26 protein-coding genes are annotated in these 26671 nt (G+C 68.5%); 8 read left to right on the top strand and 18 right to left on the bottom strand.

Going from position 1 to position 26671, the window contains the following annotated elements:
- Position 1: 1 nt before the first annotated feature.
- Entirely contained in the window at positions 2-868 is an 867-nt protein-coding gene (locus tag O2L01_RS04710; protein ID WP_270120704.1) for a class I SAM-dependent methyltransferase, read from the bottom strand.
- Between the two features lie 105 nt (positions 869-973).
- A complete protein-coding gene (locus O2L01_RS04705) occupies positions 974-1684 on the bottom strand; it encodes a sensor domain-containing protein (protein WP_270120703.1) in 711 nt (236 codons plus the stop codon).
- Positions 1685-1866: 182 nt separating this feature from the next.
- Here O2L01_RS04705 and O2L01_RS04700 point away from each other — a divergent pair, with 182 nt between their 5' ends.
- A complete protein-coding gene (locus O2L01_RS04700; protein ID WP_270120702.1) occupies positions 1867-2319 on the top strand; it encodes a hypothetical protein in 453 nt (150 codons plus the stop codon).
- Positions 2320-2450: 131 nt separating this feature from the next.
- On the opposite strand, the gene O2L01_RS04695 is transcribed toward O2L01_RS04700, so the two are convergent.
- From O2L01_RS04695 to O2L01_RS04680, 4 genes are all read right to left on the bottom strand, one after another.
- Positions 2451-2807, bottom strand: a complete 357-nt coding sequence (locus O2L01_RS04695) for a hypothetical protein (RefSeq protein WP_270120701.1) — start codon at positions 2805-2807, stop codon at positions 2451-2453.
- 510 nt (positions 2808-3317) lie between these two features.
- Positions 3318-4052 (bottom strand): DUF7873 family protein, encoded by a 735-nt coding sequence (locus O2L01_RS04690; protein WP_270120700.1) that lies wholly within the window; start codon positions 4050-4052, stop codon positions 3318-3320.
- Positions 4053-4257: 205 nt separating this feature from the next.
- Positions 4258-4767: a hypothetical protein gene (locus O2L01_RS04685; protein ID WP_270120699.1), complete on the bottom strand. Its 510-nt coding sequence runs from the start codon at positions 4765-4767 to the stop codon at positions 4258-4260.
- 36 nt (positions 4768-4803) lie between these two features.
- Positions 4804-5295: a hypothetical protein gene (locus O2L01_RS04680; RefSeq protein ID WP_270120698.1), complete on the bottom strand. Its 492-nt coding sequence runs from the start codon at positions 5293-5295 to the stop codon at positions 4804-4806.
- Between the two features lie 254 nt (positions 5296-5549).
- Between O2L01_RS04680 and O2L01_RS04675 the strand changes: the two genes are divergently transcribed.
- Positions 5550-6287, top strand: a complete 738-nt coding sequence (locus O2L01_RS04675) for a hypothetical protein (protein ID WP_270120697.1) — start codon at positions 5550-5552, stop codon at positions 6285-6287.
- A gap of 113 nt (positions 6288-6400) precedes the next feature.
- Here the strand turns inward: O2L01_RS04675 and O2L01_RS04670 are convergent, their stop codons facing one another.
- The 5 genes from O2L01_RS04670 to O2L01_RS04650 all read right to left on the bottom strand — a co-directional run bounded on the left by O2L01_RS04670 (position 6401) and on the right by O2L01_RS04650 (position 12261).
- Positions 6401-7132, bottom strand: coding sequence for a hypothetical protein (locus O2L01_RS04670; protein WP_270120696.1), 732 nt, complete (start codon positions 7130-7132; stop codon positions 6401-6403).
- A gap of 251 nt (positions 7133-7383) precedes the next feature.
- A complete protein-coding gene (locus tag O2L01_RS04665) occupies positions 7384-7950 on the bottom strand; it encodes a hypothetical protein (protein ID WP_270120695.1) in 567 nt (188 codons plus the stop codon).
- Between the two features lie 219 nt (positions 7951-8169).
- The gene (locus O2L01_RS04660) at positions 8170-8865 is read right to left on the bottom strand and encodes a GNAT family N-acetyltransferase (protein WP_270120694.1); all 696 of its coding nucleotides are present in this window, start codon (positions 8863-8865) and stop codon (positions 8170-8172) included.
- A gap of 63 nt (positions 8866-8928) precedes the next feature.
- Positions 8929-11250, bottom strand: a complete 2322-nt coding sequence (locus O2L01_RS04655; protein ID WP_270120693.1) for a hypothetical protein — start codon at positions 11248-11250, stop codon at positions 8929-8931.
- 132 nt (positions 11251-11382) lie between these two features.
- Entirely contained in the window at positions 11383-12261 is an 879-nt protein-coding gene (locus tag O2L01_RS04650) for a hypothetical protein (RefSeq protein WP_270120692.1), read from the bottom strand.
- A gap of 425 nt (positions 12262-12686) precedes the next feature.
- Here O2L01_RS04650 and O2L01_RS04645 point away from each other — a divergent pair, with 425 nt between their 5' ends.
- The 3 genes from O2L01_RS04645 (at position 12687) to O2L01_RS04635 (ending at position 15030) form a co-directional block, all read left to right on the top strand.
- Positions 12687-13550 (top strand): hypothetical protein, encoded by an 864-nt coding sequence (locus O2L01_RS04645; RefSeq protein ID WP_270120691.1) that lies wholly within the window; start codon positions 12687-12689, stop codon positions 13548-13550.
- Between the two features lie 239 nt (positions 13551-13789).
- The gene (locus O2L01_RS04640; RefSeq protein WP_270120690.1) at positions 13790-14692 is read left to right on the top strand and encodes a hypothetical protein; all 903 of its coding nucleotides are present in this window, start codon (positions 13790-13792) and stop codon (positions 14690-14692) included.
- A complete protein-coding gene (locus O2L01_RS04635; RefSeq protein ID WP_270120689.1) occupies positions 14689-15030 on the top strand; it encodes a hypothetical protein in 342 nt (113 codons plus the stop codon). Before O2L01_RS04640 ends, O2L01_RS04635 begins: the two co-directional genes overlap by 4 nt.
- A 288-nt stretch (positions 15031-15318) precedes the next feature.
- Here the strand turns inward: O2L01_RS04635 and O2L01_RS04630 are convergent, their stop codons facing one another.
- The 7 genes from O2L01_RS04630 to O2L01_RS04600 form a co-directional block, all read right to left on the bottom strand.
- Positions 15319-16455: a hypothetical protein gene (locus O2L01_RS04630; RefSeq protein WP_270120688.1), complete on the bottom strand. Its 1137-nt coding sequence runs from the start codon at positions 16453-16455 to the stop codon at positions 15319-15321.
- 170 nt (positions 16456-16625) lie between these two features.
- Entirely contained in the window at positions 16626-17792 is a 1167-nt protein-coding gene (locus tag O2L01_RS04625; protein ID WP_270120687.1) for a M23 family metallopeptidase, read from the bottom strand.
- Positions 17789-18325 (bottom strand): hypothetical protein, encoded by a 537-nt coding sequence (locus tag O2L01_RS04620; protein WP_270120686.1) that lies wholly within the window; start codon positions 18323-18325, stop codon positions 17789-17791. The genes O2L01_RS04625 and O2L01_RS04620 overlap by 4 nt, the downstream gene beginning before the upstream one ends.
- A gap of 3 nt (positions 18326-18328) precedes the next feature.
- Positions 18329-19975 carry a hypothetical protein gene (locus tag O2L01_RS04615; RefSeq protein ID WP_270120685.1) on the bottom strand — a complete coding sequence of 549 codons (1647 nt, stop codon included), beginning with the start codon at positions 19973-19975 and terminating at the stop codon, positions 18329-18331.
- Positions 19976-20256: 281 nt separating this feature from the next.
- Positions 20257-23229 carry an ATP-binding protein gene (locus O2L01_RS04610; protein WP_344469313.1) on the bottom strand — a complete coding sequence of 991 codons (2973 nt, stop codon included), beginning with the start codon at positions 23227-23229 and terminating at the stop codon, positions 20257-20259.
- A gap of 245 nt (positions 23230-23474) precedes the next feature.
- Positions 23475-23864 carry a hypothetical protein gene (locus tag O2L01_RS04605; protein ID WP_270120683.1) on the bottom strand — a complete coding sequence of 130 codons (390 nt, stop codon included), beginning with the start codon at positions 23862-23864 and terminating at the stop codon, positions 23475-23477.
- Positions 23865-23909: 45 nt separating this feature from the next.
- The gene (locus O2L01_RS04600) at positions 23910-24188 is read right to left on the bottom strand and encodes a hypothetical protein (RefSeq protein ID WP_270111720.1); all 279 of its coding nucleotides are present in this window, start codon (positions 24186-24188) and stop codon (positions 23910-23912) included.
- Positions 24189-24572: 384 nt separating this feature from the next.
- Here O2L01_RS04600 and O2L01_RS04595 point away from each other — a divergent pair, with 384 nt between their 5' ends.
- The 3 genes from O2L01_RS04595 to O2L01_RS04585 all read left to right on the top strand — a co-directional run bounded on the left by O2L01_RS04595 (position 24573) and on the right by O2L01_RS04585 (position 26668).
- Positions 24573-25358: a hypothetical protein gene (locus O2L01_RS04595; protein WP_270120682.1), complete on the top strand. Its 786-nt coding sequence runs from the start codon at positions 24573-24575 to the stop codon at positions 25356-25358.
- A gap of 270 nt (positions 25359-25628) precedes the next feature.
- Complete coding sequence (locus O2L01_RS04590) at positions 25629-26366, top strand: hypothetical protein (protein ID WP_270120681.1); 738 nt, start codon at positions 25629-25631, stop codon at positions 26364-26366.
- Positions 26363-26668, top strand: a complete 306-nt coding sequence (locus tag O2L01_RS04585; protein WP_270120680.1) for a hypothetical protein — start codon at positions 26363-26365, stop codon at positions 26666-26668. The genes O2L01_RS04590 and O2L01_RS04585 overlap by 4 nt, the downstream gene beginning before the upstream one ends.
- The last annotated feature ends 3 nt before the right edge of the window (positions 26669-26671 follow it).

Here is a 26671-nt window from a genome sequence, read left to right as displayed (position 1 = left end):
TTCAGGGCTTGACGGCCACGAAGTACGTGTCGATCGACAGATGGTGCAGGTCCCGGCGGCGCCCCAGCCACTCCGGGCCGCCCTCGTCGAGCAGCCGCGCCCACGCCGCCTTGTCGTCCTCGCTCAGGTAGTGCTCGAACCAGCCCACCTTGGTGCCCAACGACTCCAGCGCGTGCGCCAAGTCCGCGCCCTCGAGCGGCGCCGGCTTCGCCACGAGCTCGTTCACCTCGCGCACCTCCACCAGGCCCGCCCGCTCCAACGCCACGTTCCAGCCGTACGCGAGCGGCGCCGACCCGTGCTCGATCCCTTCCCCCTCCAGCCGCCGCGAACCCGCCTCGATCAGCCGCAGCTCCAGACCCGGCTTCCCCACGCCCACATGCCAAGGCAGGAACTGCGGGGCCGTCCCGCCCTCGCCAATCGCCAACCGCCCGCCCGGAGCCAACAGACCAGCCAGATGCTCAAGGGCCGCTTGCGGATCCGACGCGTGATGGATGACGTGCCCGGCCCACAACAGGTCCGCCGACGCCCCGACCGCCTCCGCGAGCGCGCCCGCGTCGTCCACCGACGCCAGCGCCGCCCGCACTCCCGCGCCGCTCTCGGCGGCCCTCTCCCGCACCAGGTCGAGCATCGCCGGCTCGGCGTCCACCGCCACGACCTGCGCCTCCGGCAGGACCTCGGCCAGCGCGAACGCCATCGACGCCGCCCCGCAACCGATGTCCGCCACGACCCGGTCGCCCGGGGCCGCGAGCTGTTCCGCGAGCCGCCGGTACTGCGCGGCCTCGGCCGCCGCCCGCTCCTTGAACCGCGTCGCGGCCTCGGCGAAGTCGAACGCCGCAGTGTGGTCCCCGTGCTGGTGATGCGCTGCCATGCGCCCCAACCTAGCATCGGTGAAAACCGTTCCCAGCACGAAAGTCCGGGCGGCCCAGCGGCCGCCCGGACAGGGTTTCCCGGATGAAGGTCTATGCGGCAAGGTCTATGCGGCGGAGAGGCGCTCCTGGATGCGGGTGACCTCGGCGTCGAGCGCGGCGGTGCGGACCGGGCCCTGATGCGGCGCGTCCGACTCCGAGAGCGAGGCCAGCAGGCCCCGGCCCAGCGCGGCCTGGGTCAGCGCGAAACCGCGCACCACCAGGGGCAGCAGCAGCGCCATGATCAGGCCGCCGGCGAACGCGAGGGCCGCGATGGCCGCGTACGAGTCGCCCCAGCCGAGCCAGCGCGTCGCGTGCTCCAGGCCGTCGCCCTCACCGGTCGCGCGGCGGATGATCCAGCCGTAGAGCGGGTACGCGAGGGACGCGACCGTCGCGACCCACCAGGTCAGGGCCACGCAGAACCCGGCGACCGCGAGCGGGAAGTTCACCAGGCCCCAGAGGAGGTTCAGCCACGACTGGCCGTCGGTCAGCGGCGTCAGGTAGCGGCGCAGCGGCGAGGCGTCCTCAGCGGCGCGCTTGTACTGCGGCTTCGCGATCGGCTGCCGCAGCACGGCCCCGAGCTGGCTGCGGCCGGCGGCGGCGAGGCCCCGCATGGCGAACAGGGTCGCGGCGAGGATCGGCACGCCGACCCAGACGACCGCGGTCCCGATCCCGGCGGCGAAGCCGGCGACGGTGATGACGAACGCGGGAATCGCGATCGGAAACGAGGAGAGCAGGTACGCGGAGTCGGCGCCGAGCTGCTTGACGATCTTGTTCATGCCCTCAATGTTCGTCCGATCGGGGCTCGGGAACGACCCGGCGAGCAGGCATTTCACGGGTAGGGACAGCCCTACCCGGGTTGTCGGGCCTGCCCGGGCCGGGCGGCGCGGGAGGCGGCGTTGAGGCCGTTCTGAGGTGTTTCCGAAGTGCCGCCGAGGTCGGCCGGGGACGCTCGCTCGCTATGAGATCGATGGTTTTCCAGGCCGCCCGGGCCGGCACGGTCGCGGCCCTGGCCGCTTTGGCGCTGGCCGCCTGCGGCGAGGACACGGCGTCGACCGACGACGAGACGACCGCTGCGGAGGACCCGCTCGCGGCTTACACGGCTTGTCTCGCGGAGCAGGGTGTCGAGCTGCCGGAGGACTGGACGCCGTTCGGCAGTGCGCCGGGCGAGATGCCCACCGGTGAGCTGCCTACGGGGGAGATGCCGACCGACGGCGGGATGCCCACGGGTGACATGCCTTCCGGCGCAATGGGACCCGGCACGATGGCCGCTCCCGACGGCGTGGACGCGGACGCCTGGGCGGCGGCCACCGGGGCCTGTGCCGACCAGCTCCCGCAGGGAGGCGGCGGGATGCCCGGCGGCACGCCGCCCGGCCAGCAGGAGGCCACCACTGAAGAAGGCACCGACACCTAGGACCTTGCCCGCTCCTCCCCGGAGAAAGCGACGCCGGCAGCGCCATTCCCGCTGCCGGCGCCGCCTTTCGGCGTCCACGGGCCGTACGCCCGGAGGCGATCGAGTGCGGCGGGACCCCGGTCCGCGCCTCGTCAAGTCCGGAACCACCACCACGGGCCCTCGGTCAGCTGCGGCTTCGGAAGCGTGCGCCGGAGGAACCGTTCGTCGAGCGGGGCGACGAGGCGCCGCAGTTCCCGAGCGGAGCGCTGCGGCAGGAGATGCAGCGCCAGTTCGAGGACTTCACGGCTCGGGGAATTGCAGAGATCGCAGTCGGCGTGCGTCGCATGGTCGCGCGCGCGTCGGACAGGGCCGCTGACCACCCACTGCCACACGCGGAATGCCGAGGCGACTTCGCCTGGGCTGAAACGCGGGTCGTCGTTCTCGAGGCGCGTGATCGCGCCTTGCAGGGCGGCAGAGGCTCCGGGGATATGGGGGAGGGGCCGGGGCACCGCAGGAGTGCGGTGGCGGCGCTGCTGTGCGCGTACTCGCGCGGGCGGCCTACGCGGCATCGCCCTTTCTGTTGTCGCTCATGGCGACCATTATGCCGCGCGGACGCCACGGAGAGGATTGGTGCGGCCCGGGTCGTTGACCTCGACACCGGGCCGCCATGTGCCACATAGTGGCCGCTGCGATCCGTGGCAGCCGTTGAGTCTGCTGCTAGCACCGTGCTCTGCCATTGAGCTACCGCCCCGTGTGGTGGGGCGGGGAGGATTCGAACCCCCAACATCGATGTCCCAGGGGACTGCTCGCGGAAACGCGCGGCGTGGCGAATGCTGAAGTTGGAGCGAGAGTCTCAGTCTTCGCGGCTTGCCTCTGCCAGTTGGGCCACCCCGACTTGGTGCCGGGGGAGGGAATCGAACCCCCACCTCTACCGCGTTGTGCTGCTACTGAACTTCAATTTCAGCGTGTTTCGGCGCTTTCGCGCCACCCCTGTCGCTCAAAACAGGGGGTCTGTGTGCCTACTCGCCGAGCAGGTAGCCGAAGACCTTGGCGCCGATCTGCTCGTCGACGACCTCGGTTCCGTTGGCCTCCTCCCGGGCGAACTTGACGGCGATCTGGAGCTTCTCGAGCCGCTCCGAGAGCTGCGCGACCCGCTTGGCGGGGGCGGCGCCGGAGAACTTCACGGTCGTCCAGTAGCCGACCGGGATGTCCTCGTAGTAGACCTCGACCTGCGCCGGGTGCTCCTCGGTCGCTTCGGCTTTGACGTGGTTGCGCGGGATCTTCTTGGTGCGCACGGTCTTCACCGGGTCGGTCGCGAAGGCGTCGGACGCGTCGTTGTACGTCCACGACTCGGCGGCGTCGAGCACGGGCAGGCCCTTGACGAACGCCTGCAACTCGGCGAGCTGCTTCTCCAGGAACAGGAGGTAGGTGACGGGCACGTCCGCGACGAGCACTTCACCGTCCACTTTGATGTCTGCGGTGGCGAGGGCGTTGGTGCGGTCCTTGGTGGCCGTGACGTCGAACAGGCGCGTCATCGCCGCCGAGACCTCGCGCAGCTGCTCCTCGACGCGGCGCTGCACCTTCGTCGACTCGGGCGGCAACTGCTCGCCTTCCTCGTCCTTCGGCTGGTAGGTCCGGGAGATGCCGGACAGCAGCGGCGCCTTGGCGAGCTCGCGCCCGGCGTCGCCGAGCGCACGCGCGGCCTTCGCCTTGACGCTCTTCTCGATCGCGATGATCTGGTTCAACTTGGTCACGGAGCAACCCTCACTTTCGGGCTCCACCATAGGCCCCGCGCGCCACTCGCGGCAACGCGGTAAACGCGCCGCGGCCGCCCTGCGGAACCTCCGCAGGGCGGCCGCGCGGCCCGGCCAACAGGGGGCCCCCAGGGGGGGGGGCCCGCCGGGTAACCCCCCCCCCGGCCCCCCGCCGCCCCCCCCCCCGGGCCCCCCCGCGTCCGTCCTATTCGCTGCACCAGTGCTTCGAGTCCGCAGTGGACAAGAGGCCGATGATGGTGGCGGCCAGGGCGATGCCGATGAGCGCGCCGACGACGCTGCCGGCGGTGTTGCCCGCCGTGTTCGCGCCGGTCATCTCGATATCCGGGGTGATCAGCCAGGACACGATGCTGAGCAGCACGCCCACGGACTCGAGGATGATCGCGCCCTTGCGGGCGCCCGCGCTGCGGTGGGCGATCTTCACCGCGAACACCGCGCGCAGGACCGTCCAGATCAGCAGCTGGACGATCGAGGCGATCATGATCGGCATGTACGAATCGGGGATCACCGCGTCGCCCTGTTCCTCGAGCGACGCGAGGACGGAGTAGCCGAAGGCCAGTGCGCCGCCGCCGCAGATGCCGAAGCCGAACACGATCCACAGGAGCACCACGGCGCCCTTCGTGGTGCCGGGCATCTTCTCGGGCACGGCGCCGAGCGGCGGGCCGGGAGGGGGCGGGGGAGCAGGGGGGTAGCTCATGGGCGTACTCCTAACGTAGGGCGGTTCTTCAGGGGTCTAGCGGTCGCACCACCAGCGCGACCGGTTGGCGGACAGGAAGCAGATGACGAGGACCGGCAGGACGAGCCCCGTGCAGTCGAAGCTGATGTTGTAGCTGGAGGACTTCGCGACCTGCGACATCGTGGCGTTGAAGATGAGCACAGTGAGCACGAGCTGGCAGGCCATCGCCACGGCTTCGACGACGATGGCCATCGTCCGGGCCGAGCTGCTGCGCCGCGCGACCTTGACGGCGAAGTAGGCGCGGAAGCCCGCCCAGATGAGGCCCTGCCCTGCCGTGATGGCCGTCAGCACCGTCACCCGGGTCCCGAACGGCCCGTCTATGACCGCGAGCACCGGGATCGCCAGGAGCGCCCCGAACACGCTCAGCGTGACCATCACCCACATGAGCACGATCGCGGTCGTGGTGAGACCGGGCATGCGCGGCGGCGGCGGTGGCCCGTAGGGGTAGCCGGGCGGCGGATACGGGTGGGGGTGGGGCGGGACCGTCATGAGGTGCCCTCCGGGGGCAATGAGGGGATGTCCTGCTCATGCTAGTTGGATTCGGCGTCGAACGGGGTACCCCGCAATCGCGGCCGCTATGCGCGCGTGCGGGAAGGCGAAGCCCTCCGCAGCGATGTTCGCGCCCGTAGCCATGGGGTACTAGGGTGGACGGGTGCCTTGGGCCGCCCGAAATGACGGGTTCGCGGCGGCGGAGCGGCGACGTGCGAGCGCCGCGGGTGAGCGGCTGACGGACGGAGGAGCAGATGATCACGCGATTGGCCGAGTCCCTCGGATACCGGGTGCTCGAAGTGCGCGACGGGGACGGCACGATCTCGCTCGGCGGCCACGACGGGGCGAGCGCGCTCCGCGTCGGCTGGAGACCGCTCATCGTCGAGGGGTACACGGGGTCCGGTTCCATCGACCGCTTCGCGATCCGCACCCGCGACCCCGAGTCCCGCACCTCGCTGCGGGACATGCGCGGGCGCCTGCGCCACGCCACCCGCGACACCGACCCGGTCGAGCTCGCGCGCCCGATCCTCGGGCTCCTGCAGCCCGGGCACTACGGCGTGCGCATCTGGCGCGACGCGAACGTCCACATCGAACCGTTCGGCGAGAACGGCACCGCCTGGTGGTACCCGTACGAGCCCATCGGCACCGAGGGCACCGCCGTCATCCCCACCGACTCCTGGCCGCCCCGCGACGAGGCGACGCTCGACGGGTACGTGAACGCCATCGAGGACGGCGACCGCCCGCTCGCGGTCATCCTCCGCTCCGAACCGCCCGGCGACGAGCAGGACTGCGCCTCCTTCCTCATCGACGGCCACCACAAGCTGGCCGCCTACCGCCGCACCGGCATCAACCCGCACTTCCTCGACATCGCCCGCCTCGCCGACCGCCGCCCCTGCGCGCCCGCGGACCTCCGCGACGTCATCGCCGGCGACGAGAAACTGGAGCAGTCCGCCGCGAACCTCATGCGCTACTTGGAGGACGAGCACGCCTAGCGGCCCCGCAGAGTCGGTTGGATCGATGTCCGGTGATTCGATGCCGAACCTCGGAGCGCGAACAACGTCGGAGGGCCCACCCCCAATGGGGGTGGGCCCCTGCATGTACATCGCTATTTCGGGGTGATCGTCCAGGATCCGTCGGCGTTGACCGTCACGAGCCCTGGACCGGCGACCACGGCGGCTTCGCCGTCGTAGCTTCCGATCTCGTTGATCAGCAGCGGCATTTCAAAGTCCGCATCCGTGTAGACGCTGAGCGCGAAGTTCGACTCGCCGTCGTGCGTGACGCTCCACGTCGCCGCGTCGCCCTCATACCGGAATACGCCGTCGCCGCTTCCGGACTCGGGCAGAGCCGGTGCTGATGAGAGCGGCGCGATCGTGATCGTCCAGTCGCTGTCGGCGGTGACTTCCAGCCGAGCGGGCTTCCCGGCAATGTCGAACATGCCGAGCGCCGTCACGCCTTCGTACGAGCCGATGGTGTTGACGAGCAAGTCCGCAGTGGACTGGTTGTTCTCGTCGAGCGCCGAGATCGAGAAGTTCCCGCTCCCTTCGTAAACGGCGGTGACCATGGCCTGGTCGACGCCTTCGGGCAGGTCGATGACGCTGTCGCCGTCGCCGGAGTGCTCGACGGGCTCGAACACGGGGTAGGTCTCGGCGAAGTAGTCGGGTTCGCTCTCGTCGGCTTCCTGGTCGTCGCCTGCTGACGTTGCTTCCTGATCGCTTACCGCCTCGTCGGACTGACCGCCGGCCGTCTCGTCGGCACCGGGTTCGTCGGGGTCGCCGCCAAGGAGGCCTGCGAGGCAGGAGAGGAAAAGGAGACCGACGACGACGTAGATGACGATCATCCACCAGCGTCCCCATACTGACTTCTTGGCGGGGGGAGGCACGGGCGCGGGCTGTTGGGGTGGGTACATGCGTTCGCTTTCACCTGCGGAATTGGACGGGGAAGGGCTGCCGGTACCAGACACACGCGTTTCGTGTTGGAGTGGTTGCGCTTCGGAGTCGTCACTTTCGCGGGCCGCACCGCGAAACGGCTCAGCGGAGCACGAACGACATTGCGTTCGACTCCGGCGGGCCGCTTCGGGTTCGGAGGCGCTCAGCCCAGGACCAGGTGCGGGGCGTAGGCGATGGCGATGAAGCGGATCGAGCGGCCGATCAGGCAGGCGGCGACGAACAGCGGGAGGTTGATGCGCGTGCCCGCCGCGCAGATGCTCGTCGCCATCAGGGGCGGGAAACCTGTTGTGGCGCTGAGAAGGAGGATCGGCGCGGCCAGGGAGGGCCGGTCCAGGAGGGCGAGGAGCCTGCGGCCGAGCGCCACCAGGGCCGCGATCGGCGTGCGGATGCGTTCGCGCACCGCGGTGGCCGCCGCGCCGCTCGGGGGAGCGGTTGCGGCCCTTTCGCAGCGGGCGGCCCGCCGGTCCTCGCGGCGGCGTTCGGCGGCGTCCACCCAGCCGCGCAGGCGTTCCGAATGCAGCGCCCCGCGCACGCCGAGGAAGAGCGTCGTCTTGCCGATCGTCTGGCCCACGGCGGCCGCGATGCCGAGGGCGATCGGGCTGTAGTCCGTGGCGGCGGCCAGCGCCACCAGGTACGGCTCGACGGGCGTGATCGGGAAGAACGCCGACACGAGCGCCGTGAGCGCGGCCGAGACGCAGGCGGCGATCACGGTCGTGCCCTTCGCGGGACCTGAAGGCGCACAACCGCATCGGATGCGGCGGAGGCGCTGGTGGCGGGGTGCTCGATCATTCCAATACGGGTTCGCTCGGGAGTGTGGCTTGGCGCACTAAAGAGCGACTGTAGTGCACCGACGCCGGTCTCGACATACCCCAGGCGCTACCATCGCCGCTCTCGCAGCCGCTACCCTCACCGCCCGGCGCGGCCGGTGTCACCGCTGAGTCTCGTTGCGCCCCATAGGGATACCGTCCTCACGGCCGATGGCCTTGAGGAGTGACTTCGCGTCCCAGTCGGTCGGCGTGGCGCCTTCGGAGGACTCGAGGTACGCCTCCATGAACGTGCGCAAAGGCCTGCCGGACAAGCGGTCCGGGCGTCCCTCCGTGAACGAGGGGTCGGCGTGGAGCACCAGCAGGAGCATCCCGTGCACCCGCTTGGTGGGGCCGCCGATGCCCGGCTGGAAGTACGGCAGGTCGAGGATCTTCGCGCCCGCGGACTCGTAGAACGCGAGGCGGCGGCGCGGGTCGCCGTACGCCTCGTGCACGGCCGGCGCATCCGGGGATTCGACCTCGGCGAGGATCATGCACGGGTCGTACCGCCCACGCCATGTGTCCATCGCCTCGTGCAGCAGCCGCCCGCCGAGCCCGTGCCCGCGCGTCGCCGGGTCCACCGCGAGGTACGTCAGGAGCTGCACCCGCGAGGCCTCCGACCAGCGGCCGAACGCGGCCCCGGCCGGCTTGCCCTTGCCGTCGACCGCGACGAACAGGCTCCCCAGCCCGGCGTCGAGGGTGTCGGCGACGCTCGACTCGCTCTCGATCTCCTCCGGCGGGAACGCCGGCAGCAGCACGCCCCGGTACACGTGCTCGAGCATCCCGCCCGGCCGCGTCTGCTCCACGATCCGATACCGCACCCCGCGCCCCCTCGCTCCTGCCTCCAGTATTCCAAGAAACGGCAGGCCAGGGGGCCGCTCGCGCTATTCGCGGCCGCCGCGCGCCCGCCTGAAGAGCGCGAACGGGGCTTTCGCGATGCGCAGCGCGGTCGCCCAGACGCCGTAGTAGGAGACCCAGCGGCGCATCACGTACACGACCGCCCAGACCGCGACGACCGCCGTCACCGCGCTCCATCCGAGCGGCGTCCACAGGCCCGCGGCCTGCCAGATGCTGATCGCGGCGCACACGCTGAGCGCCGAGACCGCGGCCGTGAGGGAGTCGCGGATGCGCTGCTGCCGGTCGCCCTCCCACCGCTGCAGGGTCGCCTCGGACTGGTCGGCCATGACCTCGCCGAGCCCGGCCTCGAACGTCTCGAGCTGCTCGTCCGTGCCGCTCTCGGCGAGGAGCCGGCGCAGCGCGGCCGAATTCGACGGGGACCGCAGCAGCGACGGCGAGTGCAGCAGCGAGATCACCTGCCGGGTCTCGCTCTCGAACCCGAGCATCCGCGTCCGCGACGCCTTGATGGCCTCGAGCTGCGCGGACCGGTCGGCGCCGGGCGTGTTGTACGCGGCGATGGACTCGGTGACGCCGGCCCGGTAGCTGTCGAGCTGGTGGTTCCAGGCGGCGAGGGTGCCGCTGAGGCAGGCGGTGAACTCCGCGATCGCCTCGAGGTCGCCGGAGATGAAGTTCGGGGCGTCGAGCGCGGCGATCACCGTCGTGTTCTCGGTGGAGATGAGGAGGTCGCCCTGGTTGCGCTGGTTCCAGATCTGCCGGCTGTGGTCGTCGGCGAGCCGCACCCAGTCCCACAGCGACTCCTTCGCGTCCGGCGCGGCGTGCAGCAGGACGGAGGCGCCGACGAGGGTGAGGAGCCGGTGGCCGTCCTGCACCATCTCGCTGCCGTCGTCGCCCACATGCGGGCCGTACTCGAACTTCCGTTCGCTCGCGCGGAGGACGCGAAGCAGCACATGGGACCGTCCCCTGTGTACTTCGATCGGCGGAGCGTCGCGCCGCCCGCGCTCGGAGTTCGCGTCGCCTTCGAGCTGCACCGGCAACTGCTTCTGCAGCAGGTCGCGGGCGAAGCGCGCCAAGCGATCCCAGGTCCGGCCGGAGTCCCTGCATGTGACCTCGATGGTGCCGTGCTCGCGCGCGGCCCGGAACATCGCGGCGTGCAGGTCGCTCGGGTACACGTCCGTCAGCGTCCGCTCGAGCCTGAGGCAGTGGACGCCCATGGGGGAGAACCGGATCGACGCCGCGAGCTCCTCGGTGTTCCCGTCGTCCACGCGCAGCCGCACGTTCGGCAGCGCCATTTCCATGCCGTCGAACCGCTTGTCGGTCTCGAGGCGCGGCTCCCAGATGTCGGCGTGGTACGTGAAGTGGTCGAGGATCGCGGTGGGCCGCAACAGATCCGGCGACGCGGGACGCTCGCACGACTGCCGCAGCCTGGAGGTGATCGTCTCGTAGTCCAGCCCGGTGACGCCGAACGGGAACAGGTACACGATCCGCCCCTCGTCCACCCGCATCCACCGCCGGTTCGCCTTCTGCGCGGCCTGCAGCCGCTCGAGGGCTTGCCGGTGCGCGTTCAGCTTGCTCAACTCGACCGACGAGAACGGCCACGAGTTCGCCAGGTGCTGCAGCTCCTTGCGCAGCTCGTACTTCCACTTCTGCCCGCCCGAGACGGCCGCGAGCGCCCGGAACGCCCGCCTCAGCACCAGGTGGTACTCCTGTCGGACGCCCACCTCGTCCCGCACGTACCCCGCGATCGGGTCGCTCAGCCCCTCGGTCTCGTCCAGGATCTCCCCGAACGCCGCGACGACCTCGTTCAACGCCTGCTCGTACCTGGCACGCGACCCGGTCTTCAACCGGTCCTCGAGCAGGATCTCCGCCCGCACCAGATCGCACAGGCGCAGCGCCAACGCCACCGACTCGTCCGGCTCCTCGTCGAGGCCCCACGATTCCCGCACGGTCGTCTCGAACCGGATCATGCACTTCGTCAGCAGGTCGACGCGGTACGTGTGGTTCCACGCCCGCACCGAACCGTGGTGGACCCAAAGGCACAGCAGCGCCCGATCCAGACTGTTCCGCGTCCGCGCCGCCTGCGCCGCGAACTCCGCGCCGGCCAGCTCCAGGAACGTCTCCTCGAACTCGGGCCCGCCCTCCGCCCCGATCTCCGCCTGCAACCCGTTCCACACGAAGCAGTCCCGCACCGCCCGCGTATCGACCCCGCACTCCCGCAACCGCGTCTCGATCCGCAGATGCACCCCCGCGGCCCTCGCCTCCAACGGCCCGTCGAACACATCGCCGCTCGATCCGTTCCGCGCCAGAGGAACCGCCGGAGCGGCGGCTTCAGGCTCCGAGGGGATGCTCATGCATCCCAGCCTAAAGCGGTCGAGCCAGCGACCGGGTACGCGAAATCAGCCGGGCCCGCTTGGAACGGGGCCGGGCGGGAGTCCAGGTTCGCGGACGGAACCGCCTGCGATGCGACCTGCACTCGACAGGCGTTAGCGCCGGCGGCCTCTGGTGTTCCACAGCGCGTAGACGATTCGGATGCCCGTGTACCCGGCTATGGTGACCCACCACCATTTGAGGTCGTCCCCGTCGGGGACCTCGTCGATCGGCATCGCCGAGATGCGGTCCCGTGGGTCGTAGAGGATCTCGATGTCCTCGCCCTCGGTCGCCTGGACCGCGTCCGCCTCCACCACATCGATATCCGCGACAGGGCAGGATACGAGATGGTTCCAGGTGGAGGTCGAGCCGCCGTTCTCGTTCTCGACGACCCGCTCGACGAGCGACTCCACGGTGCAGGTGTCGACCTCGCCGACGGTCCGGAGCGCGCTGTCCGCGATGCCGTTCCCCAGCGTGGCCGCGCAGATGTAGATCAGCAGCTGGCTGAGGAACATGAACCCGTTCCACCAGTGGAAGCCCAACCCGAGAAAGCACACGATGTTGATCGCGTAGGCCAAGGCCACGGCGAGCATCGCCAACGGGAATGAGGCGAACGGCCCGGGCGCGTAGCCGAAGACCCAGCCCGCGAGGACCGCACTCCCCACTGTCACGACGGGAAGGCCCACCGCGTAGAGCAGTTCGAACCTGACCCCGTAGGTATCGCCGAAATCCCAGCTCCAGCTCAGCCGGTCCCGCCAGGACCAGCCCAGGCTTGACCGGGCCCGCCGTCGGGGGCGGAGAGCCACTGGCGTTCCCGTGGCTTGAGCTTGGACGTCGGCCTGCTGCCTCTCACGCTTTCGCTTCAGGAACAGCGGCGTCACGACGGCCAGCGGCCCCGCGAGCCCGATCCCGGTGCCCACGTTCACGAGAATCGACTGCAGGAGCACCTGCTCGGGCGACTGCCCTTCGACAAAGAACGCCAGCGCAACGATCACTGCCCCGAGCAATGCGAAGAGCAGAATCCAACCCCACCGTGCACCGATGCCGTGGTCAGGTCGAGTCACTCGGGCGTCCTTCCGGTCGTTCGCGCAGACACAGACGGGCCGATGTCCACGACGGCGAGACCTGATTCATTGCGAGTGGGGGCGATCGGACCTGATTCTAACGGTCGGCCGCTGTAGCGACGGCCCTCGAACGCGCCCCGGGAAGCGCAGACCTCTGGACTCGCTTCCAGCGAAGTTGAGGGAAAGACGTGGCGGGAGTCGGACGCTTCTGGTTGAGGTTCGTGGGGCCGGTCCAATAGGGTGTTGGGATGGGTAGGTTGTTCCGGCGTGTCGTTCGTACCGCTCGTGGTTCCCGGCGTGTTAAACGCGCGCCTGCGGTGCAGGGGGCCGACGGCAGGCAGTACCGCGTCGTCGCGGTGGACGAGAACGAGAACAACGAGTTCGCCGACCCCCCAAGGAAGTGGGGGCGGGTCGGCGTCATGGCCGCGGCATGGGCTGCGGCATTGGCGCTTGGAGCGTGGGTTGCACCTGGGTTCGCAGCGAGCGGTAATCCCGAGAACCAAGACCCACGCGACGAGGACGCGACAGATGCCAACGGCGCAGTCTGGAGCTACCTGCGATACGGATCAAACGAAGATCTGGATCGAGCCGATGCTGTGCTCTGCGATGATGCCTCTCCGGTGCTGAAACCGTCGGATCTCGATTCGATCCGCGAGTCCTACTCCGACAGCCTTGGCGGCATTACCGACATTGACCTAGATATCGGCGATCCGGTTACCACCTCTGATGGTATCTCGATCCCGAGCACGGTTTTCTATATCTACCAAGGCAATCAACGCAGCGAAGATTTCGTTGTCACCGTTCAGGAGAGCGGCGGCGCGTACTGTGTCTCGAACGCTGTCCAGGTGAGCGAGGAGGAGCCGAGTTCCGACGAAGGCACCGGGGAAGCCGTCGACCCGAAGGAGCTCGCTACCGACTTCATGCGTGCGATCGTCGTTGCTCGAGACCCCAACTCTGCGGTTGCCTTCCAATGCTCTTCCTATGCAGGCGTTACTCCTCAGGACGTCGATGCGGGGATTACTGAGTGGGCCGCGACCAACGGCGAGACCACCGCGTTCCTCAACGGAGTCAACCCCGCGGAGTCCTCAGAGACGTCTATCACGAACTTCGAAGTCGAGATCTCTCTTTCAGGCGGGCTCAATCAGGAGTCGTTCGCCTTCACCGTTGGGGTGCAAGGAGACTGCGTTGCTTCGTTGTCGGGTGGAGATGGATTGATCTGAATATCTCGCAGGAAAGCTCCATTTGAGACTCCGCGACACGCCGTAAGTGGCGGTTGACAATCGGGCGATGTTCGCTCACCATTTGGTCAGCGCGCCTCGGACGCACTTCTGGTTTCATCCGCTTGTGCGAGGCGAGCTATCCAACTGAATATGGCAGTGAAACACTGCCGCCCGGTGGCTCCTAACTTTGGCGAGCCTGGACCACCGGGCGGCCCCTAACACCAGAGGAGCAAGCTCCCTTGGCAACTACGACCATACTCGATTTCGGGCTGCCCGCAAACAGCCATTCCGGGGCGAGTCAGAAGCGTCGACCGGGCGTTCCCGCCTACCTTGAACAGGTGGTTTACGCCGCTGTAGTCGACCCGTACGCTCCCGGCGCGCACCGTTACGACCCCGATTCCTCCGACCCGACGCTCCCCGAATCGGACCCCCGATCCCCGCGCTACGAACCGCCGCAATTGCGGCACCGGCCCGGCGACACGTGGATCATCGATCGGGACCGCCCACACGATCCGCTCGATCTCGGTCCTTTCGGCTCGCCGGACTGGCGTCCCGACAACCGAACCGGCCGCCACCGCCGGAGCGAACTGCCGGACCCTCCACGCGACATCGAGCCGAACCGGCCCCGATCCGAGCGGGCCACTCGACCGTCACCCGGTCCCACCTCCGAAGGGGCCGAGGAGCGGTGGCCGTCACCCGGGCCTGGCGGCAACGAGCCGCCCGGACCCCCGGAGCGGCCCTGGCGGCGGTTCTGGGAGGACGGCAACGAGGATCGTTACGACTTCGGCAAGCTCCGCGAGGAGGCTTGGACGCGCTTCCTGGCCGGGTCGCAAGAACTGCACAACGCCCATCTGATCGCGACGACCACCTTCGCGGACCGATGGACGCAGTTCTGGGTGACCCTGCGCGCCTTCATCTTCCGCGTGCTCGGCATCGACTCGGCTATGCGTCCACCTGTCGAAAGTCCGACCGTGCAACTTCAGGTCCTCCGCGAAACGGCCGAGACTTCGTCGCGCCGCCCTCGGCTCAGCGGCGCGCCTTTGCAAGGGTCGCACCGGACCAATTCCATCGGTCCCTTCCGCGGCACTTGGGAGCGACATTTCGATGAGCGTCAAGCCTTCCGAGAGGCGGTGGCGCTGTGAACTTCGTGCTCCCTGACGACTGCGACCGGCCGCGGTCCGATCCATCAGAAGACGAACTCGACGGCCTGCACTTCGCCGCCGTGATCGGCGGACGCCGACTCTACTTCGCCGCCATCCCTTCCCAAGCGCGTTTTCGCGTAACGATGGCCCGGGCCTGGGAGATGCAGACCGAAGCGCTCGGCTCGGTGATCCGGCTCGACACCGACATGCCCGGCCTGCGGGTCTGCGCCCCAATGGAAGTCGAGTGGGCGGACAAGCACGCAGAGAAAATCATCAGCGAAGCCGTGTCGGTCTGGAGATCGATCATCCGCGACTGCGAAGCTTGGGAGGGGAATTAGAGGCAGGTCGGCGCACCGCGGTGGGGCAGTGCGCCGACCTTTTCATTATGAGGCTTCGAAAATCTTGGCAGAAAGGGCATCTGGCCTAGCCCGGCCGGATAGCCCCCGATCAGTACTCACCGTTGCGGCCCCGCGCGGCAGGTTCTGTAGGTCCGAGGAGATCTGTTTTCGGCAGGTTCAGTGACCTGTGGTGACGTGGGATCCTCCGGCGGGTTTGTCCATGTAGGTTCTGGTAAGTCATGTCCATTTCCTATGGGTGTGTGGAGGCTAGACCGGCACCGAGCGTTATCACCGTATAAGCCGCGCGTACTCCGCGCCCTCGGGAACCGCTTCCAGCCGGAGACCGCGCGGAAGTAGGTGTCGCTGGCCTTGTGGGAGGCGGGCACGGGCGCGGGCCTTCGCGCCCTCGAAGGAGTCGACTGCCAAACCATTAAGCTCGGCCGCGTTGAAGCTCATCGGTCCGTCGAAGATAGCGTCCTGGAACAGGATCGAACCGTGACGGTGGAAGTGCGCTAGCAGAACGAAGGCTCGCCCGCGGATGTGGATGCGCTGGAGGTTGAATTCCCCGTAGAGAGTCGCGTAGGACAAATCGATGTTGCGGACCTCGCAGTCGGAGAGATTGATGTTCTCGAGTGCTGCTTCGGACAGGTTCAGATCGATGTCGGTCCAAAAGTTCTCGGGGTCGTTGGGCCGCAGATGACGTGCGAGGATGGTCTGGGCGTGGAGTCGAACCCGGCGTTCGCTCGCGCTGTCGGCTTTCTTGTCGTCGCTATCGTCGTCTTCGTGCTGCTCTCGAACGGGGGTGGTTGACGGGGCGGAGCGTTCGTTGAGGTAGTCAACGGCAGTGGTCATCAAGAGCAGCATCAGACCTGAGGTCTTCCGCCTCCGCCGGAAGCTGGGTTGAAGGTTCGCTGGTTCAGATGCTTCGGCAGGAGGTCGGTGAGGGGATTGTGGTTCGCGGGCGGGTGGCTCGTACGGCTGTTTGAGATAAAAGCAGAACTCGTCGACGACGCTTTGTCGCAGATGTGGGTTTGCCTGAGCGAGGCGCTCGAGATCGTGCAGCGCGGTGACCCGGATATGGGCCTTGTCTGATTCGAGAAGTCCTGCCGCCCGGATGTGAAGGTCGGTGATTCGCTGCTCGACATTGTGCCGCTGTGTCTCGGCTTGGTTGATCTTCGAGAGTTCGTGATCTCGCGCGGTGATCACGACTCGGATCATTACAACGGTCGCGGTCGCAAGGGCGACCGGGGTAGTGATCAGCAGGAACCGTTCCCGTCCCGAGAGTGGTCCATCCAAAGGTGGCTGTCCGAACGCTCCCCAAATCGCCAGTCCGATCAGGAGGACCGCGATCCAGGCGACTCCGATCCAGATCAGCAGGACGATCGTCAGAGGTGCTCGCAGGTGCCATGAGTGCTTTCCATCCACCCGCCGGTTATAGCAGGACGGGCTGGCAGAGGAACACCTGAACCATGGCGGGCCTCACTGATGCGAATTCCGGCAACTGCACTTCGGCCCGGGTCGCAGCCGCTCCGCCGACCGCTTGATGGACACGATCACCGGAAATGGACAGGACTAGCCGGAACCTACAGGTTCTGCTATTCGAGTGGGGCGCCCATCTGGTTCATGAAATCGATCGGGTCCACGGCTCCCGCCGGGCTTCGGTCGGCGTTCAAGTGCGTCTCGAAGTGCAGGTGGGGGCCGCTCGATCGGCCCGAAGAGCCGACATAGCCGAGGATCTGACCGGCCTGGACCACGTCGCCCTCCTTCACCAGCGGCGCGGAGCCCATGTGGCAGTAGCGGGTGAGATAGTCACCGGCGTGGACGATGTTGACGTACCAGCCGCAGCCGGCCACTTCCGGAGAACCGTCCTGGTTGCAGGAGTAGGGCGCTCCGTAGAGGCTCGCATTGCACTCCGAGGTGATCACGGTCCCCGCGGCGGCGGCGACGATCGTTGCTCCGCGCGGAGCGCCGATGTCGACGCCGTTGTGGGTCGGACGCTCAGGCGTCCTGAATCCCGAGTTGATCGGTCCCTCAGCGGGAATCATCCAACCCGAAGCGGACAGTTCGCCCGGCTGCGTGCAAGTACCCAGCTGGGTGTCGACGGCCGCCACACGGCCGCCTCCACCGGTCAAGGTGTTGACGATTTCCGTGGCCTTCGGCTCATGCTTGGCGTACGCGTCGGGGAACGCGGAGATCTGGACCCGTTGGGCCGCAACGGTGAGGGGCAGCGTCTCCCAGTTGTCGATGGTGACGAGTTTGTTGTAAAACTTCGTCGATGCGTAAACAGGGTCCGTGACCTGTTCCGGTGTACCCCAACCGGATGAGGGTCGCTGCTGGAAGAGCCCGAGGGAGTCGTGGTCGTTCTGGTCGCCCAGGTGGCCCAGGTTCGTCAGCCGGGATTCCTGCATTGCGGTGGCAACCGCGATGATCCAGCCCCGGGCAGGAATCTCGAGGTCTTGGCCGACCGAGATGATGATCGCCGCGTTCTTGATCTGCTCGGAGCTGTACGGCTCGATCGCCGGGAACTCGGCGTTCGGGTCGACCGTGGAATTCGTCCCGCACCCCGCGAGGGTCACGGTGCCGTCCTCGCCGTTCGACTGGTCGGAGAGCAGCTGCACGATCGAGACCACCGCGCCGAGGCAGCACACGCTGACCACGGTCAGGATCCACATCCATGGGCGGAGCTTCTTGGGGATCTTCGGGGCTTCGGGGTCTTCGTAGCGTTCCTTGGCCGTCAGTTCGTCATCGCCGATGGTGCTCATGACTGCTCCCAATCGATCGCCGAGACGAGCCAGTCGAGCTCGGTCGAGTTGTTGGAGCCCTCGTTCATGGTGAGCGTCAGCGTGCCCGTGTCCATCGGGATCGCGACCTTCGCGCCTTCGGGAGTTGCTTCGCCGGTGATCTCCTTGGCGGGCACCGAGATCGGGTCGACACCCTGCATGAGCTCAGCTTGTTCGTCCGTGAGGAAGGGGACGATCGTGTCGTACCAGGCGTCGGGGCTGTACCCGTTCGGGTTGAGCCACGCCTCGGCGAACTCGACCGATCGGTCCACGGCCTCTTGCGGCAGTTCGACATCGGGGTAGCAGTCGTCGCCGACGCAGTCTTCGGTCGCGAGGCCGTCGTCTTCGGTGAAGGCCTCGGAGCTCGAGTCGTCGGTCGAGTTCCCGTTGGAGGTGCCTCCGTCCAGCGGCGTCTGCTGGCGTTGCGATGCCAACGCAATCACGCCGAGCACCAGGACCAGGATGATGACGACGATCCCGTAACGGGAGAAGATGATCCGGAGGGCTCGGTTCATCGGTCACTCTTTTCTCGAAGGCCGGTAGACCTCTCCACCGCCGGAGCCGCCGCCACCGCCGGATGCTCCGGCGGGGCCGCCGGCGCCGGCCGGTTGGTCGGCTCCCGTCTTCTGCTCCGGCAGGGTGTCAGCGCCGCTGCGCGGGGTGCGCACGGTGTCAGGGACCTCTTCGGGTCGCACGTCGTCGCGGCGGCGAGAAATCCGTTCGCGATCACGCTCGCGTTCGGCCTCGCGCTCGGCCTCGCCGGTGCGCCTGCCGAGCAGGGAGTCCGCTACGCCGCCGCCGGCGACGAGGCCGGCGATGCGTCTGCCAGGTCTCAACAGCAGCCAGGCGGCGACGCCAAGGAGTCCAATGAGGACGACTTGGAGCCAGACGGGCATCGTCGTGCCCAGGATCCGACTCGAAGCCCAGATGTAGATCACCGCCGCCAGCGAGAAGATCGCGACGTTGATGATCGCGCCGAGGACCGTGTTGACCAGGCGTTTGAATGGCCCACCCGCTGGTCTTAGGAGCGCTATGGTGCCGATGATCGGTAGGGCCACGATCGCAAAACGCACGATCATGAAGCCCAGGATGATGAGGATCGAGGCCGTGAGGTCGAAGAGCGAGAAGAAGATCGCCGTCAGCAAGGCGAGGAATCCGGTGCCCGTGCGTTCCCAGGCCCGCTGGCCGCTGATGTTCGCGTAAGCCTCGGGGTCCTCGGTCTGGATCTGGGCGACCAGGTTCCGCCAGAGTTCCTGCTTCTCCTCGATTAGCCGATTCCGAACGGTCGGCGAGTCTCCTGCCTCCTCGTCTTCACGCCAGGAGAAGGCCTGAGCGGCAAAAAGAGCGGGACCGTACTTGTAGGCGGCGTTGGACTCGGTGACGACTGGATTGCCCTCGGCGTCTTCGACGACCTCGCCGTCGCGCTCCTGGAAGGTGACCTCTTCGCTCTGGCCGAGCATGGTACGCAGCCAGTTCTGGTAGAGCACCTGTCCGGCAACGGTGTCCGAGGCGACCACCGAGGCGTTGCGGGTGTCGATGCAGAAGTCCTCGCCGTTGAGCTCTTTGAGCTCGTCATAGCGGTCCTGCGTCATCCCGTCTTCGCGGATGCAGCCCTCGACCTGGTCGTCGTTGATGAGCACAGTGCTGAGATTCATGCCGATGGTCAACGCCTGGTCGGTGTATTCGGCGGCCTTGACGGGCCATCGCACCACGGCGGTGACGAGCACCAGGATGAGGACGGCCCAGGCCACGGTCGTGACCGCGTTGTTCATGTCGGCTTGCCTTGAGCGCCAGAGTAGGTAGAGACCGATGAGGCCCACGGTGACCGCACCGAAGACGGTGAAGATCTGGCGGTACAGGACCTCGGTGCCCTGCTCCATGAAGTCGTTGGACCAGCCCCACATGTTGTCGGGCTCCCACGCCGCCTGGCGCATCGAGTTCGCCGCGCCGACCGTGGCGACGGACAGGTTGAACTCCATGTTCGCCAAGGCGTTCGCCGTGTCGGCGCCGTTCGGGATGGAGACTGAGTCAATGCAGCCGCCGCCGATGGACGCCTCTTGCGAGCCGTACATGGGGAGTTGATAACCGGCGTAGCCGTAACGGCTGTAGGTGCCGATGCCCTCGCTCTTGTCGAGATTGCTCGGGTCGGCGAACCAGCCCGCCATCCCGGAGTCGGGCGAGGCCGGTTGGGGTGCGGCCTCGCATGGAAGTTCTTGGCCTGTAGGCAGGTCCTCAACGCATTGGGACCACGCGGTGTGCCACTCGTAGTCCGTGCACCCCTCCGCATTACCTTGCGCCCCAGCCATACCCGGCGTGAAGATCAGGGCTCCGGCCGCAGCGGCCAAGGCCAGCAGTACCCGGCCGAGGCGTCCGGCCGCGCGTTTTGCGAGGCCTGGTCGTCGGTGTGCGGTTGAGGGAGGGGCGAGGTCGTGCGCGGAGGGGTCGGTCACTTCGTCTCCCCGGGCGTGGTGTTCAGGTACTCGAGCAGGTTGCGGACCCAACTGAAGTCGGCCCGGATGCGTTGCACGCGACCGTCGACGTCGCGCATGACGAACTCGCGGTAGGGGAGCTTCTGCGTCTCCGCCGCGTCCACTTCGGAGAGCGAGGCGAGGACGCTCTCGTAGCCGACGCCCGTGGGCACGCGCAGGAGCTTCAGCGCCTCCTCGGCCACCTCGCGGTCCTCGGCGATGCGGCCGACGAAGACCGTGGATACCAGGTTCTGCACGTCGAGCCCGAGGATGTCCTTCGGGTTCTGGCTCGCCACCAGCGCCGCGAGGTTCCACTTACGGGAGTCGCGGGCCAGGCGGACCAGGAACGAGCGGCCGGACTTCCAGCCCTCCATGAAGTGCGCCTCGTCGAGGCCGACGAGCTTGCGGCGATGCATGTCCCCGCCGTACGCACGGCGTACGGCCAGGCGGTGCGCGGTGTGGAGCATCGGCAGGGCCAGGGCCTCTTCGGCGCTCCAGTACTCGCGCTCGATGCCGAGGTCGGGCAGGCGCAGGCCGGACATGGTGATGACCGTGAGCGCGGTGTCGTCCTCGAGCACGCCCTTGTCGGGGCTGCCGAAGAACAGCTTCGCGAGCGGCATCTCGGCGGTGTCGAGCAGGAGCGCGGCGAGTTCGGCGCCGTCGCCGGTGACGTGGTCCTCGGCGTCCTGCAGGGATTCGACGATGTCCTCGATGGTCGAGTCTTCCTCGGCCGGGACGTGGCGGGCCGCGTGGCGCAGGAGGCGGGCCGTGCTCGCCTCGCGCTGGATCTGCGGCGGCAGGAGCATCGCGCAGATGTCCTGCACGAGCATGCGCCTTTCGCTGCGGGCGTTGGAGACCGCGATGTCGTACTCGCGCTGGCCGTCGGGGGAGTCCTCGTAGTGCTCCCGCTTCGGGGACGGGATGAGCGCGTACGGCGCGAGGGTCCCGTACTCCGATCCGGTGAGGTTGAGGACCCGCGAGTACGGCTTGAGCTCGGGCATCTCGCACAGCCGCGCGAGCGGGCCGGACGGGTCGAGGAGCGTGACCTGGACGCCGCGGCGGGCCGCGAGGTAGCCGATCGCGCCCATGAGCGTCGATTTACCGCCGCCGGGTTCGGCGACGAAGACGCTCAGGCCCGACTTCTCGCGCACCTCGGTGGCGAAGTGCATGTCGAGGAAGACGGGGCGGCGGCAGGTGCCGGCGGTGCGGCCGATGAGGTCGCCCCGCTGGTCACCCACTGTGGACGCCGCCTGCGGGAGGGCCGCGGCGAGGAGCTTGACCGGCATGCGCCGCACGTACCCGGTCTGCGCGACCGGCTCGCCCGGGATGAACTCGCGGGCCAGCCAGTCCTGGTTCTTGGGGTGCTGGAGGCTGATGCGCATGTCCCGCTGGTACATCTGCATCAGCGTGCGGGCGCGCTCCAGGCACTCTTCCTTCGTGTCCGCGGTGACGGCGATGCGGTGCCAGCCGTGGGCGCGCGCGGCGTCGATCGGCAGGCCGGTGGTCATCTCGTCGCCGACGCCGAGGGCGCGCTCAGCGAGGCGCTGGAGCTCCGGCGGGGCGTCCATCGCGTGCTCGTCGTAGTCGCGCTGCTGGGAGCGGATGAGGCGGAGGCGGTGGTCGAGGTCGCGGAAGGCCTCGCCGGGGCCGAGGATGTCGACGCGGCTGGAGATCTCCACGGGCCATGGGCAGCGCTCGTGGAAGTGCAGCCACGGCTCGTGGCGCTGGGGGATCTCGAGCTCCTCCATGCGGCCGACGGTGAGGACCGCGGTGTGCTTCTCCTCGCCGGTGAGGCGGTTGACGAGCTTCACCGTCGAGCCGTACGGACTCCGGTAGCGCTCGATCGACTCGGTGAGGGCCAGGACGTCGCCGGACTCCCACTCGTCGTTCGAGCCCGAGAGCAGACGCGGCGGGGACATGCCGAGCGCGACCGAGCGGTAGACGAGCCATTCGAGCTCGGCCGTGGTGGCACGGCGGGCGCGCACGCCGAACGAGCCGAGGACCTCGTCGAACTGGAGGCTGCGCTTCTCGATCTTCTCGCGCTCGGAGAGCTTGGTGCCGCGGCCGAACATGCGGCCGACCTTCTCGCCCAGCTGGTCGAAGGCGCCGCGGCGGCTGAAGGTGATGCCGAGGAACGTCTCGCCCTCGGCGTGCGAGAGCTGCTGCAGGTGGCGCTGGGCGGCCACGAGGTGGTCGGCCCAGCTGGTGCCGCCCGGGACGGTGCGCAGCGGGCGGGCGGTGTGCTGGTCGACGGTGCGGGCCCACTGGTCGGCCGGGAACGGCCGGGTGGTGCGGCGCAGGTGCACGCGCATGCCCGCGAGGCCGGCGAACTGCTCGGCGATCGCAACGATGAGCGCCTCGCGCTCGAGGTCGGGCCGGAAGGACCAGCGGACGCCGGGCAGCTTGTACCAGGCGGTGACCGAGGCGGGCGTGAACGTCGCGTGCCCGGCGATCTCGGTGAGGCTCAGCTCGCGGAGCGGCTGCTTCTCCTTGTCGCGGGGCAGCGGCTTGACGCGGGTCGGCTTGAGGTCGGTGGTCTGGAGCTGCGCGGCCTCGGCGCGGGCCTGCTTGACCGGCACGAGCGCCTGGCCGGGCACCCGTTGTGCACCTTTTTGTTCAGCTCCTGTACGACCTGTGGAAACATTCCCGCGCCGCTGGTCAACAGCCTGTGGATAACTCTGACTCTGCTGTGGATAACTTCCGTTGTGCTGTGGATAACCCTGTGGATTTCCGCTGGTCGGAGCCTGTGGGTAACGCTGTGCATACCCCTGTGGATAACTCCCCGGATTCTGTGGATAACCCTGGGGATAAGCCTGTGGACGACCGCTCGCGGGCGGAGTCGTCGACGCAGGTGGGGAAGCGTGTCGGACGGCGTCCGACGGGGAGGCGGAGCGGACGGAGTCCGACGGGGCAGTGGAGCGGACGGAGTCCGACGGGGTGGCGGAGCGCATCGGGTCGACCGGCGAGGGCGTCGCGGCGGGGCTCGGCTGCGTCGGGCTCTGCGCGGGCGGGCTCGCCGCGTGATGCGCCTTGGCCGGCTCCGCCTTGCTCTGCTTCTTGACGGGCTCCGCCCGAAATACCGCATCCGCCAGCGCCGTGGCGTCGTCGCCGAGGTCGCCGGACTGCCGCTCCCGCACGGGTGCGGGCGGCCGGGGGGCGGAGAACTTGGCGACGGGCTGTCGGCGATCCTCGCCGCTCATAGACGCTCCTCAATTCGGACGGGCTCAACGAGTGTGGGCCGCAGACGGATCGAACGGGTCGTGAACGCCGGTATCCGCTTCTCGGCACCGGTCTCGCGCGTGTGCTTCCAGTCGGTGAGCAGCGTGCGGACGACCGTGGTGGCGGGGCGGTCGGCGTCGACGTAGCGGAAGATCAGCGAGGTGGCGACGAGGGCGAGGGAGATCTCGATGGCGGGAAAGAGGTCCACGTCGCCGGTGAAGGCCCAGCGCAGGAACATGAACAGTCCCAAGAGCGCCGCGAAGGCACCGTACTGCCCGTAAGGGAGGTGGACGGGAAGCGTGTAGCCGGGAGGGCCGAGGTACAGCAGGCGGGCACGGTAGATGTCGTCGTCGGTGCGCAAGCGCATGGGCGTCCTCCGTCCGGCCTTACTTCGGGGGCTGTGTGGGGGCTGCTAGTCCTCGGAGCTGAAGAGGACGTCGACCAGACCGCTGCCGACGGCCACCAGGACCACGGCTCCGGCGATGAAGGCGATGCCGATGATCGCGATCGTGGAGGAGGTGAGCACGCGGCTGACCTCGCCCTTGTTGGAGCGCGCAATGAAGATGAGTCCCAGGATGGCCAAGAGGATCGGGGCGATCTTCGACAGGAAGAACCCGATGATCCCCTGCGTGTTGATCTCGGCGCCGGCCTGGGCGTGCGCGGCCACCGTCCAGAGTGTCTCTCTCATCATCGTCAGTCCCATCCTTCCGTCACAGGAGTCACTGCTGTCTCACGTAACGCAAATTTCACTCATGTTTCTTGTCTCCCAACCCATTGCGGGGTCTGCCCTCATCATATGCCGCTGCGCTGACAGAACGCACCGTCGTCCTGCCGATGAGCTACTGCAAGCGCTGCCAGAAGACAGTGAATCGGATTCAGGGGCCAAAGGCAATCCGATGACCGCGATCACTCCGTGTCGGCAATCCGACACTAAACTCGGGGAGGCCGGTGTCCTACGCTCGGAAGCGCCACGGCACCGCACAATAGAGCCCGACGACGCGGCACCGACCAGCACAACCGAATCCAGCCCACACCGCCGGCCACCAGGCCGAGCACCGACCTCGCGGAGACCATCTTGGACTACATCGACGACATCGCCGGGCGGCTGACCGCCGCCGCGATCGCCTTCGCCGTCGCCGGTCTCGCCGTCGCCGCCCTCTCCGCCGCCGCCCTCGGCGGCGTCCGCGCCTCCGAGAAGTGGCCCTCCGCCCCCGTCCCGCGCCTCGGCCGCCCCGCCGTCATGGCCGGCGCGCTCGCCGGCCTCATCGTCTTCGCCCTCGCCGCGGGCCTGTTCTCCTTGGCGCAGTTCGGCACCGGTCTCAACGCCAACCTCCGCGTCCTCCTCGCCGTCGGTGTCGACCTCGCCGCCCTCGCGCTCGGATTGTGGTTGGTGAGCTACGTTGCGGGGAACGTCGAGATGCGCACGCTCATCAACGTGCCCGACCAGCCGGTGAACCCGCCGCCGATCCCGGTGTCGGGCGACCCGACCCGCTACCAGATGCCGGACTACACGGAGACCCCCATGGAACCCGAGCCGCAGGACTACCCGACCGCACCCGAACCGCGCTCGCCGTACGCCCCGGACACCGCAGCCACCGGAAGCATTCCGCGCTCGAAGGTGCCCACGATCCCGACCGACACCCGGCCCGGCTGGGTCTTCCAGGACCGCGGCACCGGCGCCTACTACGCCGCCGTCGCCCAGAGCCGCGGCGGCATCAGCCTCCTCGCCCTCGACGACTTCACCGTCGCCCGCACCGCCTCGCTCGTCGGCCCCCTCGAACTCGTCGGTTCGGTGGAAGCCACGGTGTGGCCCTTGGAGAACGGCGAGAACGGCAGGACCGAGGCCGAAGCCGAGCGCTGAGCGGCGCTCCCTCCGGGGCGTCATCCCGCACTCCGAGGAGCCGCCCGTATTCGGCCGCGCCAAGCCCGGTCGCGCGCCGTCCGCGACGCCTCGGACGCCCGCGCGACGGCCGCCGGGGCGATCGCCGCCGTCCACTACGCCCCGTTGAGACGACGCCGAACCCGGCGGTGAGCTGCCCGAACGGCCGCTCCTACCGCTCGCGCAGCGGTGCGCTCAACACGAGTTTGTTCGGTATTGTCTTGGTGACGTCCACCGAAGTGAGCCGCCGCTGTGACCGAACCCGGCCAGACTTTCACCGACATCGATGAATATGTGACGCTGCGCCTCGACGGTGACAAGATCGTCGTCGAGGTGACGGCCGCCGGATTCCGCCAGCCCCCGAGCACCGTCGCCCGCCTCGTCACCGAACTCGCGGCCCGACTGCCCCGCCCCGGAGCCGAGGCCGACGCCGCGGTCGCCAACGGCATCAAGGCGATCGGTGAACTCCAGCAGGCCGCCGCCAGCGGCGGGTACGAGGCCTTCGCCGCCATGATGCGCGGCCGCCTCGGCATCGACGCCCCCGGCGGCACCCTCAGCCGCGACCCCGAGCACGACCGCGCCCTCGCCGGGCACCTCGACGGCGTCCTCAAGACCATGCGCGCCGCCCAGACCGCCCGCGCCAAACCCGACCGCGAACAGCTCGACGTCACCGTCCACAGCGACGAAGGCGACCTCACCGTCACCTCCAGCGCCGAACGCGCCGTCGCCGGCGTCCTCATCGCCCCCGCCGCCCGCCAGCGCGGCCTCGACGGCCTCGGCCAGGCCCTCACCGACCTCATCGCCCGCGCCCGCGACGAACTGCGCCGCGCCGCCGAGCAGCGCGCCCGCACCGCGCTCCCCGCCGACCTCGCGGAGCGGACCGAGCAGGCCCCGGCCGCCGCCGACCGGGCGTCCCGCACCGCGAACGACATGGCTAGCGGCATCCAGCGGCTCAGCGACAGCATCCAGAGAAAGGCAGACCCCCGATGACCCGCGTGTTCGACAGCGAATTCGTCCGTCAGCTCGGCGCCGACATCGAGGCCAAGGTGGTCCCGATCCTGGAGAGCACCGACCAGTACCTGCAGGTCATGAGCGAGATCGACCGCGGGCTCTACACCACGGTCACCCTCCCCATGGCCGCCGCCTACTCCATCGCCACCTCCACCGTCACCGAGTCCATGGCCGGCGCGGCCGAATGCTTCCGCGAGGTCAACGCCGCACTTGACGCGTGCGCGCAGGATATGGACGACACCGACGAAGCCTGCGCCACCGCGTTCGGCGCGAACGGATAGGAG

Origin of the sequence: Glycomyces lechevalierae, assembly GCF_027622945.1 — a bacterium.
Classification (GTDB): Bacteria; Actinomycetota; Actinomycetes; order Mycobacteriales; family Micromonosporaceae; genus Glycomyces; species Glycomyces rutgersensis.
This window is presented reverse-complemented; position numbering and strand designations above follow the sequence as displayed.